At 66.8% G+C, this 11,565-nt stretch carries 9 protein-coding genes and 1 tRNA gene; 4 read left to right on the plus strand and 6 right to left on the minus strand.

Features of this window, described 5'->3' with window-relative positions; all coding sequences use genetic code 11:
- Positions 1-2 precede the first annotated feature (2 nt).
- Positions 3-1,745, plus strand: coding sequence for a single-stranded-DNA-specific exonuclease RecJ (recJ, locus tag IQ24_RS13935; protein ID WP_145398834.1), 1,743 nt, complete (start codon positions 3-5; stop codon positions 1,743-1,745).
- 127 nt (positions 1,746-1,872) lie between these two features.
- Positions 1,873-1,947, plus strand: a tRNA-Glu gene (locus IQ24_RS13940).
- Positions 1,948-2,099: 152 nt separating this feature from the next.
- Here IQ24_RS13940 and IQ24_RS13945 read toward each other — a convergent pair.
- Together IQ24_RS13945 and IQ24_RS13950 are read right to left on the minus strand one after the other, a co-directional pair.
- Entirely contained in the window at positions 2,100-2,765 is a 666-nt protein-coding gene (locus IQ24_RS13945; protein ID WP_242008178.1) for a L,D-transpeptidase, read from the minus strand.
- A gap of 136 nt (positions 2,766-2,901) precedes the next feature.
- Positions 2,902-4,134, minus strand: a complete 1,233-nt coding sequence (locus IQ24_RS13950) for a multidrug effflux MFS transporter (RefSeq protein ID WP_145398836.1) — start codon at positions 4,132-4,134, stop codon at positions 2,902-2,904.
- Between the two features lie 97 nt (positions 4,135-4,231).
- Here IQ24_RS13950 and IQ24_RS13955 point away from each other — a divergent pair, with 97 nt between their 5' ends.
- Positions 4,232-4,654, plus strand: a complete 423-nt coding sequence (locus IQ24_RS13955) for a DUF1489 family protein (RefSeq protein ID WP_145398838.1) — start codon at positions 4,232-4,234, stop codon at positions 4,652-4,654.
- 32 nt (positions 4,655-4,686) lie between these two features.
- Here the strand turns inward: IQ24_RS13955 and IQ24_RS13960 are convergent, their stop codons facing one another.
- Positions 4,687-6,357 (minus strand): acetate--CoA ligase, encoded by a 1,671-nt coding sequence (locus IQ24_RS13960; protein ID WP_199756581.1) that lies wholly within the window; start codon positions 6,355-6,357, stop codon positions 4,687-4,689.
- 142 nt (positions 6,358-6,499) lie between these two features.
- Complete coding sequence (locus tag IQ24_RS13965; RefSeq protein ID WP_145398840.1) at positions 6,500-7,903, minus strand: aldehyde dehydrogenase family protein; 1,404 nt, start codon at positions 7,901-7,903, stop codon at positions 6,500-6,502.
- 388 nt (positions 7,904-8,291) lie between these two features.
- Here IQ24_RS13965 and qhpR point away from each other — a divergent pair, with 388 nt between their 5' ends.
- Positions 8,292-9,233 carry an AraC-like transcriptional regulator QhpR gene (qhpR, locus tag IQ24_RS13970; protein WP_242008181.1) on the plus strand — a complete coding sequence of 314 codons (942 nt, stop codon included), beginning with the start codon at positions 8,292-8,294 and terminating at the stop codon, positions 9,231-9,233.
- Here the strand turns inward: qhpR and IQ24_RS13975 are convergent.
- A complete protein-coding gene (locus IQ24_RS13975) occupies positions 9,137-10,897 on the minus strand; it encodes an ABC transporter ATP-binding protein (RefSeq protein ID WP_145398843.1) in 1,761 nt (586 codons plus the stop codon). The two genes, qhpR and IQ24_RS13975, sit on opposite strands and share 97 nt — an antisense overlap.
- A complete protein-coding gene (qhpE, locus tag IQ24_RS13980; RefSeq protein WP_145398845.1) occupies positions 10,881-11,564 on the minus strand; it encodes a subtilisin-like serine protease QhpE in 684 nt (227 codons plus the stop codon). Before qhpE ends, IQ24_RS13975 begins: the two co-directional genes overlap by 17 nt.
- Position 11,565: the final 1 nt, after the last annotated feature.

Consider the following 11,565-nt stretch of genomic DNA (forward strand, 5'->3'; position numbering starts at 1 on the left):
CCATGACCGCTTTTCTTGATGTCTCCGCCTCGCTGTCGGGCCGCCGCTGGATCGGCCCCGACCCCGCCATCGAACGCGCGGCCGAGGCCGTGGCGCAGGAAAGCCGCCTGCCCTTGGCCGTGGCCCGGATCCTGGCCACGCGCGGGGTCGCGCCTGCCGATGCGCAGACCTTTCTGGACCCGCGCCTGCGCGACCTGCTGCCCGATCCCTTGACGCTGCGCGATATGGCCATTGCCGCCGGGCGCATCGCCCTTGCGGCCACCGCGCGGCAGCGCATCGCGATCTTTGCCGATTACGACGTGGACGGCGGTGCCTCGGCCGCGCTGCTGCTGGACTGGTTCCGCCAGCAGGGGCATGACGCGACCCTTTATATCCCCGACCGCATCGACGAGGGCTATGGCCCGAACGCCCCGGCCATCGCGGCTTTGGCCGCCAATCACGACCTGATCATCTGTGTCGACTGCGGCACGCTGAGCCATGAGGCGCTGGCCGCCGCTGGCCCAACCGATGTCGTCGTGCTGGACCACCACCAGGGGGGTGAGACGCTGCCCCCTGCTCTGGCCGTGGTGAACCCCAATCGCGCGGATGAGGACGGCAGTCTGGGCCATCTCTGCGCCGCTGGCGTGGTCTTCCTGACGCTGGTCCATGCCAACCGCCTGCTGCGCGCCGAGGGGCGTCCCCAGCCCGACCTGATCGGGCTGCTGGATCTGGTGGCGCTGGCCACGGTGGCCGATGTGGCACCGCTGGTGGGCGTGAACCGCGCCTTCGTGCGGCAGGGGCTGGTCGTCATGGCGCGGCGCGACCGGCCGGGTCTGGCAGCGCTTTCGGATGTGGCGCGGCTCGACAGCGCGCCCACGGCCTTCCACCTTGGCTTCCTGCTTGGGCCGCGCATCAATGCGGGTGGTCGCGTGGGGCGGGCCGATCTGGGGGCGCTGTGTCTTTCCACCCGCGACCCGCATCAAGCGGCGCGGCTGGCGACCGAACTGGATGAGCTGAACCGCGACCGCCGCGCCATCGAGGCCGCCGTGCGGGAAGAGGCACTGGCGCAGGTCGATGCGCGCGGGCCCTCCGATTCTCTTGCCTGGGCGGCAGGCGACGGCTGGCACCCGGGCGTCGTCGGCATCGTCGCCGCCCGCGTCAAAGAGGCCAAGGACCTGCCCTCGGTCGTCATCGGGGTCGAGCGTGGCATCGGCAAGGGTTCGGCCCGCTCGGTCGCGGGCGTCGATCTGGGCCGCGCCATCCAGCGGCTGGCGGCCGAAGGGCTGCTGCTGAAGGGCGGCGGTCACGCGATGGCCGCAGGCCTGACAGTCGAAGAACAGGCGATTCCCGCCGCCATGGCGCGCCTTTCAGAGCTGCTGTCGCGCGAGATGGCCACCCGCTCGGGCGCGGGAGAGCTGCGCATCTCGGGCCTTCTGGACCCGGCGGGCGCGGATGTCGAGTTGCTGCATCTGCTGGAGCGCGCCGGTCCCTTCGGACAGGCCGCCCCTGCCCCACGCTTTGCCTTTGCCGAGCAGCTGATCGACAGCGCCTCGACCATGGGCGACAGCCACCTGCGCCTGCGCTTCCGCAGCCCCGGCAGCCCGCCGCTTGAGGCCGTGGCCTGGGGCGCGATGTCCGGCCCGCTGGGGCCTGCGCTGCTGGCCGCCAAGGGGCGGCGCTTCCATCTGGCGGGCAAGCTGGAACTGTCGCAATGGGGCGGGCGCGAGCGGGTCCGCCTGCGCCTTGATGACGCCGCACCGGCCTGAATCGCCGGGAAATTTTGACCTTTCGGAAATAAATGCGGAAAGGTCGATTTTTACCCTTGCGCCCCTCAGGGACCTGGCCTAAACACCGCTCCACACCGCAGGGCACTGCCCGACGGAAGAAGAAAGTGGCCCGTTCGTCTATCGGTTAGGACGTCAGGTTTTCAACCTGAAAAGAGGGGTTCGACTCCCCTACGGGCTGCCACTCCACCTGAAAATCACCTCAGATCAACACCTTGAGCGCAGTATTGCATGCGATCACACATGTCTGCGACGCAGGTCAAATCCCCGCTGAAACGCAACAATCCGCCAGTGATCCACCGGCGGATTGCGTGTCTTTCGTGCCTTGTGCGGCGACTACATGATCAGGACCTGCGTGCCGACGCCGGCAAGGCCGAACAGTTCGGTGATATGCTCATTGTAAAGCCCATAGCAGCCGTCCGAGGACTTGCGCCCGATCTTGCGCGTGTCATGCGTGCCGTGGATCAGATAGGCGGGCCAGGTCAGGTAAAGCGCATAGGGGCCCAGCGGGTTCTCGGGCGCACCGCCTTTGACCTGCACGGGCAGCGAGGGGTTGCGCTCGCGCATGCTGGGCGTGGGGGTCCAGGTGGGGGATTGCGCCTTGCGGACGATCTCGGTCCGGCCGCGACGGGTCAGTTCCTCGGTGATGGGGATCGAGCTTGGGAACAGGCGATAGGTCGCCTCATCCTCGGACCAGTAATGCAGCGCGCGCGAGGTGACATCGACCAGAATCGCCCCATGCTGAAGGCTGGGGAAATAGGGCCGCCAGTCCTGCCCCCGGAAGCTCGAGATGTTGCGGCGGCTGTCGGCATTCGGGTCCAGCTGATAGGTCCCCAGATCCGGCGCGGCACCGCCCTGCGACTGGCCAAGGATCTGCTGCCCGGTCGTCGGGTCGATCGCCTGCCCCCATGCCGGTGCGGTCACGCCCAGCGTTCCAAAGGCCAATGCGCTGCCCAGAAAGCCGCGCCTGCCCAACCGATGCATCTGTCCTGTCTTGTCCATCTCGACTGCCCTTTTTCCTTTGTTCCGGGCCGCCACCATGCCGAAAGCCCCGGACGGGGCGACCATCTGGGGCGGGTGTGCAAAGCGGAGCTTAAGGCAGGCTTAAACCTCCCGGACCAAGACGTCCGGGATGCGATCACGAGGTCGCGACCGCCTCATTCTCAGAGATGCGGCGCATCAGGAACAGCGCCAGCCCCGAACAGATCAGCGTCGCCGCCACCAGCGGACGCAGCGAGCCGTCGAACATCAGCCCGACCGGCGCGGCAATCAGCACCGCGCCCAGCGTCGAGGCCGCCGAGACGATCGAGGCCGTCATGCCCGCGATATGCCCCTTGCGCTGCATCGCCATGGCGTTGAGGTTGCCGAAGGTGATCCCCGCCATGAAAAAGACGCTGACCGCCCAGGCGAAGAAAACCGCAAACCGCAGGCCCTCGGGGACGATGCCCGACACCACCAGCAGCAGCATCACCGCCGAGACCACCGTCTGCATGGCATAGGCCACGGTCACGATGCGCTTCATGCCCAGTCGCACGACATAGCGCACGTTCAGGATGGTGCCCGTGCCCGACAGCAGCGCCATCACCGCAAACCAGGTCGGGAAGCTATCGGTCTTGCCGAACAGATCCGCATAGATCTGCTGCGAGGAACTGAGCAGCGAAAACATTTGCCCAAAGCCAAGCGCCATGACGACGATGACCAGCCGGACCTGCCCATCGCCGATCACCTCGCGCGCCGAAGCGATCAGGTTGCCGACGCTCAGCGGGATGCGCCGGGGGGCGGGCAGCGTCTCGTCCCGGCGCAGGTTCAGCCAAGTCGCACCCAGGATTGCCAGCAGGATGAACGAGGCAAAGACCCCCCGCCAACCGGCGACATGGATCACCACCGAGCCCAGCGAGGGCGCGACGGCGGGCACAAGGATGAAGATCATCATCACGAAGCTGGTGATCTTGGCCATCTCGCGCCCCTGATAAAGGTCGCGGACCATGGCCAGCCCGACGATGCGCGGGGCGGCCGCACCGAACCCTTGGACAAAGCGCGCCAGCAGCAGCAGCCACAGCGAATCCGCAAAGATCGCTGCGAAGGCCGCCAGCGCATAGATAATGAAACCGATTGTCATGACCGGCTTGCGCCCGAAAGCATCGGACAGCGGCCCCGCCCCCAGCGTGCCCAGCGACATGCCCGCCATGAAGGCCGTCAGCACCAGCTGCGCGCGGTTCACATTTTCCGGCGTCAGCTTCTGCGCGATCTCGGGTAAAGCGGGCAGCATGGAATCGATCGAGAAGGCGACAAGCGCCATGATCACCGCCTGCATGGCGATGAATTCCGGCAAAGATTGTCGATTGGCGGGTCTGTGGTTCGGGTCGGTCATCGTCTTCCCCATATGCCCATCCGCGTTACCCCCGCCCTTCCAAGGTTACAACCCGGCAATCTTGCGCCCGGACCGGGGAAGGCTGTATCTGCAGGGCATGAGTGGAACGCTGAATCTCATCAAACTCTGCGTCGGCTGCGACGACCCGGCCGAGCTGGAAGCCTGGCAGGCGACGCGCTGGCAGGGCGGGAACGCCCGCCACGTCACCCGCATGTGGCCCAAGCGCGAGGCCGAACTGCTGGACGGCGGCTCGATCTATTGGGTCTTCAAGGGGGTCTTGCAGGCGCGCCAGCCCATCGTCGCGCTTGAGGAAGTCACGGGCGAGGATGGCATCCGCCGCTGCGCGCTGATTCTGGCGCCGGGGCTGGTGCGGGTCAGCGCCGTGCCCCGCCGCCCGTTTCAGGGCTGGCGCTATCTGGCGGGCACGGATGCCCCGCCGGACCTGCCGAAGGGCCGCGAGGCCGAGCCGTCGCTGCCCAGCGACATCGCGCAGGCGCTGGCCGATATGGGCCTGCGCTAGGGGCAGAGACCGGCCCTGCCCCGCGCTTTGGCTTAGCTGCGCGCGCGCAGCTCGACCCGGCGGATCTTGCCCGAGATGGTCTTTGGCAGTTCGGTCACAAAAGTCACCTTGCGCGGGTATTTGTAAGGCGCGGTGCGTTCGCGGCAGAAGCTCTGGATGTTCTTGACCAGATCGTCCGAGGGCTCGATGCCCTTCATCAGGATGATATAGGCCGAGACGATTTCGCCCCGCTCGGGGTCGGGCTCGCCGATCACCGCGCTTTCGGCGACGGCGTCATGCTCCAGCAGGGTGCTTTCGACCTCGAACGGGCTGATGCGATAGCCGGATGAGGTGATCAGGTCATCGGCGCGGCCGACGAACCAGAAATAGCCGTCCTCGTCACGCCGGGCGGTGTCGCCGGTGTAATACCAGCCGTTGCGGAACGCTTTCCGGTCGGGGCCATTCGCGGTGAAATAGCCGGTGAAGAGGCCCGGCGGCCAGGGCTCGGTGACGCGCATTGCGATATTGCCGACCTCGCCCTGCGGGGTCTCATTGCCCGCATCATCGACGACCCGCATGTCAAGACCCGGCACCGGCAGGCCGGTCGCGCCGATCTTGACGGGCTTGCCGGGGAAGTTGCCGATGATGTTCAGGGTCTCGGTCTGGCCATAGCCATCGGCGATGGTGGTGCCGGTGCTGTCCTTCCAGAAGCGGATCACCTCGGGGTTCAAGGGCTCGCCCGCGCCAAGCGAGCGGCGGATCGATGAGAGGTCGTAGCCCGACAGATCCATCTGCGCGAAGGCGCGATAAACGGTCGGGGGCGCGCAGAAGGTGTTCACGCCCAGCTTGCCGACCAACCGCAGATGCAGATCGGCGTCAAAGCCGGTGCCGTTGAACAGAACCACCGTGCATTCGGCCAGAAACTGGGGAAACAGCATCCCCCAGGCAGCCTTCGCCCAACCCGTATCGGTCAGGGTCCAGTGCACATCGTCCCGCGTCAGGTCCATCCAGAAGAGCGCCGTCGAGGCATGGGCCAGCGCATAGGAATAATCGCGCGGCACCATCTTGGGCATGCCCGTGGTGCCAGAGGTGAAATAGCCCATCATCACGTCGTCGCGGCGCGTTTCGGGGCGGCGATCCTCGGGGACGGTATCGGCGGCGGTCTCGGTGATCTCTTGTGACGAGGTCCACCCCTCGACCGGCCCGCCCAGCACGATGAAATATTCCAGCGAGGGGCAATCGGCCCGGATCTGATCGACCTTGCCGCAATGCTCGGGTGAGACGATGACGGCGCGCGCGCCCACGGCATTCACCCGGTAAGCGATGTCCTTCGCGGTCAGCTGCGTGGTGCCGGGCAGCGAGACGACGCCCATCTTCATGCAGCCGAAGATCGCGTCATACCATTCGGGAATCCGCCCCGCGACCAGCACCGCGAAATCGCCCTTCTTCAGCCCCAAAGCGTCCAGCGCATTGGCGAAGCGAGATGATCGACGCGACAGATCGCTATAGTTCAGCTGCCCGATCTGGCTGCCGTCGCCCGACACGGTGATGACCGCGACCTTGTCCCGATTGGCGCCGATATCGTCAATGACATCATAGGCATAGTTGAAATACTCGGGGCATTCGAAGCGGTAATCCTTCACCGCCTGATCATAGTCACGGGGGCTGGCCATCAGCCGCGCGACGGCCTGAGCCGCCTGTTCGTGCCGGGTGGGTGCTTGCATCTCGGGTGCTCTCCTCCAAGGACGGATGCGCGACGCAAGGACATGCCGCCGCCCCTCCTCCGGGCCAGTCGGCATGCCGATGCGTCGCGGCTATTGCGTCAGGCTGCGCGGCCAGAACGGGCCGCGCAATCCCTATTTTCAATCAGCGCGCTTCGTTGACCACGCGGATCTGGGTGAACTCGGCCAGACCTTCCTCGGCGAACTCGACGCCAAGGCCGGATTGCTTGGCCCCGCCGAAGGGCATGTTCGGACCGAAATCGAGGTGCTTGTTGATCCAGATGGTGCCGCTTTCCATCTGCTCGGCGATGCGGGTGTTTTCCTCGCGGTCCTCACCCCAGACCGAGCCGCCCAGCCCGTATTCGCCCGCGTTGACCGCGCGCACGATGCTGTCGGCGTCGTCAAAGCGGATCACCGGCAGGATCGGGCCGAACTGTTCCTCGTCCACGATGCGGTGGCCGTCCTGCACGTCGGCGACGATGGTCGGGCGCAGGAAGAAGCCCTTGCGATCCTCGACCTCGCCACCGGCGATGATGCGGCCATCGGCGCGGGCCGAGGCGATGAATTCCTGCACCTTCTCATATTGGGCGCGGTTCTGGATCGGGCCGATGGTGGTGCCCTGCTTCAACCCGTCATCGACAACGGCGGCATTGGCAAGCTCGGCCAAACGGTCGCAGACGTCCTCATAGATCGACTCGTGGACATAGGCGCGCTTGATCGCAAGGCAGACCTGACCCGCGTTCATGAAGGCGCCCGCAAAAAGGCCCGGCGCGACCTTCGCGGGGTCCGCGCCCGGCAGCACGATGGCGGCGTCATTGCCGCCCAGCTCCAGCGTCAGCCGCTTGATGGTGCCCGCAGCACTCGCCATGACCTTCTGCCCGGTCGCGGTCGAGCCGGTGAAGGTGATCTTCGCGACATCCGGATGCGCGGTCAGCTGCCCGCCCAGATCATTCAGGTCGGTCACGATGTTGACGACGCCTGCGGGCAGCATCCCGGCCATGATCTCACCCAGTTTCAGCGTCGCAAGCGGCGTGGTGGGCGAGGGTTTGATGACGATGGTATTGCCCGCCAACAGCGCCAGCGGCAGTTTGAAGGCGATGATCAGGACCGGGAAGTTCCACGGGATGATCGCACCGACCACGCCCAGAGGCTTGCGGAACTGGCGCACCAGACGGTTTTCATTGTCCTCGATCACCTTCACCGGCAGGTCATAGCTGGCAAGGTGGCGGATGAAGGCACAGCTGTAGGCGATCTCGGCGGTGGCCTCGGGCAGCGGCTTGCCCTGTTCCTGCGTCAGCAGGCGGGCAAGATCGTCGATCTGCGCCTCGATCCGGTCAGCGAGGTCCAGGATCAGCTGGCGGCGCGCCTCGATGGGGGTCGCGGCCCAAGCCGGGAAAGCGGCCTTTGCGGCGGCAATCGCCTCATCCATCTGCGCGGCCGAGCCGCGGGGCGCGCGGGCCAGCACCTCTTCGGTGGCGGGGTTGATGACGTCCATCTCGTTCGCGCCATCGACCAGTTTGCCGCCGATCAGCAGTTTGTATTCGGTCATCTTCATCCTCCTGAAATGCCGGTTCGCCCCCCGGGATCGGGGCCAGGCGTCCGCCGCCATGGCGGTTTGCACCAGCAAAGCGCGGGCGTTGTGTTGATTCTTGCCAATTCCGGCCAGTTCGCATTTCGCGCGCCACCGCGCCGGAATTCTGGCCGCAAATGTCAAACCCGGATTTTCGCGCAGCGCCACACTGGCGCGTAAAGCACCATGATTGCCGGTACTTACGATGCATTCCCAGAATTCACGGGTTCGACAGGATTCTGACCCGTTTCAAACGGCTGTGCTATAGTTCGGTAACAGGGAAGTGACGCCGAACCGCGACGGGAAAGTCAAAAGCGGACGGCTGCATGAGGATGGTTGGATGCAAACATCATGGATACGGGCGCCCGTGATCCCGTCGCTGATTGGTGAATCCGGGCCCAGCGAGGCCGCCGTGCCTCTGGATTTTTTTGTCGGCCAGCTGGAAGCCAGCCGCAGCAACTCGAAGAACCCGATGGCGCTGTGGTCTCTGGGTGAGGCCATCGACCTGCGCAGTCTGGGCTGTCTGGGCGAAGCGGTGCTGAACAGCGCCACCCTGGGCAAGGCGCTGCGTGTCTTTGCGCAGGGCTTCGCGGTCATCCAGTCGAACACGCAGGTGCAAACGCTGGTCGATGAGAATGAGACCCATGTGACCTATCGCGTGCTCGACCCGCATATCTGGCCGCGCCGCGCCGATGCCGAGCTGAGCCTTGGCCTGATCCGCGGGATCTGCGCGGCCTTCGGGCTGCGGCGCGACGCCGTGCGGGCCGTGGGGTTCGAGCATCAGCAGGACAGCGACACCCGCCCCTTCGCGCAGCATGCCGGTTGCGCGCTGAGCTTCGGGCATGAGGAAAACCGGCTGACTCTGCCGACGCAGGCACTGTCGCAGCGCCGCAGCACCGAGCCCTCGCCCGAAGTCGAGCGCCAATCGCTCAAGGTGCTGGAAAACGCCCTCACCGAGCAGCGCCGCACCGCCCCCGCCTCGCAGCGGGTCCGTCAGACCGTTCTGAGCCAACTCGGGCGCGGAGATGTCAGCCAGCAGGCTGTCGCATCGGCTTTGGGGATGTCGGAACGTTCGCTGCGCCGGGCGCTGGCACAGGAGGGACGGCCCTTCCACGAGATTCTTGAGGAATGCCGCCGCGCGCAGGGTTTTGCGCTTCTGGTGCGCACCGACCAGCGCCTCAGCGAGATCGCGCTGGCACTTGGCTATTCCGATCAGACCGCCTTTTCGCGCGCGTTCTCGCGCTGGTTCGGGCTGTCGCCGCTGGAGATCCGCCGCAATGGCGCGATCGAGGAAAGCGTGATCCGCTGATCGAAGGCCTGCTCGCGGACCGGGCCGTTATGGGCGGTGAAGATCCGCAGCCGGTCCGCGAAGGCCGCGTCGATGGCCTGAAGGATGCGGCGGGTTGAGGGCTCGTCGATCTCGGAAAAGCTTTCGTCGAAGATGAGGATCGGGCTACGGCTCAGGAAGGCTCGGGCCAGCGACAGACGCTGGCGCATGCCGCCCGAAAGATCGGCACCCGTCTCGGCCAGATCGGTCTCAAGTCCCGCCTTGCTGCGCGCCCAAGCCGCCAGATCGGCTTGCTCCAGCGCCAGCCACATGGTGGCCTCATCCGCGTCAGGCGCGGCAAGGCGCAGGTTCATCGCGATGGTGCCGCGCAGGATGCCGGGACGCTGCGGCAGATGCAGGATCAACGCGCATAGCGCCGAGGGCTGCATGGCGTCAATCGCCGCGCCGTCCAGCAGCGCCTGCCCCGCCTCGACGGGTGCGGCGCGGGTCAGCGCCGACAGCAGCCGGGTCTTGCCGATGCCCGAGGGCCCGTCGATCAACACCCGTGCGCCCATCGGCAGGGTGGCATCGACCGGCTGGTGACGCGCGCCCGCTGCGCGCAGCCCGATCAGCTCCAGCACCTGCGGGGCGTGCGGCGGCGTGTTCCCCGCATCGGGCCGCGCATCGGCGAAGACCTGCGCCAGCCGCGCGACTGCAACCTTGCTGCGCGCCTGCGCGTGATAGAGGCCCAGCAGGTTGCGCAGCGGCCCCTGCATCATCGTCGCATAGGCCAGATAGGCAATCAGCGTGCCCAGCTGCCATTGCCCCTGCACCACCAGCCAGCCGCCGATCAGCAGGATCGCCGCGCGGGTCAGCGCCGACAGGATCTGGCTCACCGCGCCCACCGTCTCGGACCAGAGGCGCTGGCGGATCAGCCCGGTGATCTGGGTGTCCTGCTGCTGCTGAAACAGCCCTTCACGCGCGGGCATGCCGCCGACGGCGGTCAGGGTCGCGCGGGTCGCGAGGTTCTCGGCCAGTGTCGAGCTTAGCGCGCCGCGCTGGTCGCGCACCTCCTCGGCCAGCGCCTGCGTCTTGGGGCGTGCAACGCTGAGAAACGCCAGTTCAATCGGCGCGATCAGCAGCGGAAGCAGCACCATGCGCCAGTCCAGCATCGCCATCAGGACGATGCCGCCCACCAGCCGGAAGATCGCGCCGATGGCCACCAACACCGTGTCGAAGGCAAAGCGCTGGATCTCACCGCTGTCGCCATCAAGCCGCGCCATCGCCTCGCCCAAAGGCATTTCGGGATGGGCGGGGTCACGGCGCATGGCGGCGTCATGGACGCGGGCGCGCAGGTCCATCAGCATCCGGGCCGAGGCGCGCAGGTGGATCATCCCGTTCAGGATGCCAAGCCCCACCGACGCGAGGCCCAGAAGAAAACTCAGCGCCGACCAGTTGACCAGCGCGCCCATGTCGCGCGCCATGATGCCCTGATCGATCACCTGTTTCGTCAGTAGGGGCAGCGCCAGCCCCATGGCCGCCGCCATCAGCGAGGTCAGCAGCACCAGCGAGATCGCAGGCAGCGAGGCCGCCAGCACCGGAGCCAGCCAGCCGGTATTCTTCGCGTCGAAGATCAGCCGCGCCAAGCGGCGGGCCAAGGCTTCGCGCCGGGGTTCAGCGGTTGGCGGCTCAGCGGGCGGGCGCATGGGCAATCTTGCGTTCAGGTCCGTGCCATTTCGCGCGCGCCGCAAGCGCCATCGCCGGATCGGCCAAGGCGCCGCCCGCGCAAATCATCGCGGCCAGCTCGCCCGCGACGCGGGCGGCGGCAAGGCTTGATCCGCCCATGCCATCCCCACCCTGCTCGGGCGAGTTGTTCCAGGCTCCGATGACGCCGGGACGGGGCAGCGACAGATCCTCCCACCCGCAGCGCGCGTCCCCGGTGACGGCGATCACGCCGGGATAGGCGGCCGGAAAACAGGGCGCGCCCTGCGCGGGATGTGAGGCGATCAGGGGGATGCCAGCCTGCAGCACGGCCTCGCAGGCAGCGCGCAGGGGCGCGCGATCCTGCGCCAGCCCAAGGCTCATGCAGATCAGCGCCGGGCGTTCTTCATCGGGCAGCGCCGCCAGCCAGCGCAAAGCCGCCGCGACGCGCAAGGCGCTGGTCACGGGCCGATCGTCAAAGATCTGGGCATGAAGGATTTCGGCCGATGGGCAGGCACGGCGGATCACCGAGGCGACCGCCGTCCCATGTCCAAGCCGGTCCGGTCGCGCCGAAACCGCAGTTCCATCGACCAGAAAGGCCCGGCCCGAAGCCAAGGGCTGGGCCGGATCGTCGGCAGGGCCACCGCTGTCGATGACGCCCACCCGGATCATC

It is taken from the genome of Paracoccus sulfuroxidans (assembly GCF_007830335.1).
Classification (GTDB): Bacteria; Pseudomonadota; Alphaproteobacteria; order Rhodobacterales; family Rhodobacteraceae; genus Paracoccus; species Paracoccus sulfuroxidans.

Excerpts from the sequence above, each read along its gene's own strand:
- IQ24_RS13965 (WP_145398840.1), bottom strand. The coding sequence starts at position 7,903 with ATGACCGAATACAAACTGCTGATCGGCGGCAAACTGGTCGATGGCGCG.
- IQ24_RS13955 (WP_145398838.1), top strand. The coding sequence starts at position 4,232 with ATGAGTGGAACGCTGAATCTCATCAAACTCTGCGTCGGCTGCGACGAC.
- IQ24_RS13945 (WP_242008178.1), bottom strand. The coding sequence starts at position 2,765 with ATGGACAAGACAGGACAGATGCATCGGTTGGGCAGGCGCGGCTTTCTG.
- recJ (WP_145398834.1), top strand. The coding sequence starts at position 3 with ATGACCGCTTTTCTTGATGTCTCCGCCTCGCTGTCGGGCCGCCGCTGG.
- qhpE (WP_145398845.1), bottom strand. The coding sequence starts at position 11,564 with ATGATCCGGGTGGGCGTCATCGACAGCGGTGGCCCTGCCGACGATCCG.
- IQ24_RS13950 (WP_145398836.1), bottom strand. The coding sequence starts at position 4,134 with ATGACCGACCCGAACCACAGACCCGCCAATCGACAATCTTTGCCGGAA.
- IQ24_RS13960 (WP_199756581.1), bottom strand. The coding sequence starts at position 6,357 with ATGCAAGCACCCACCCGGCACGAACAGGCGGCTCAGGCCGTCGCGCGG.
- IQ24_RS13975 (WP_145398843.1), bottom strand. The coding sequence starts at position 10,897 with ATGCGCCCGCCCGCTGAGCCGCCAACCGCTGAACCCCGGCGCGAAGCC.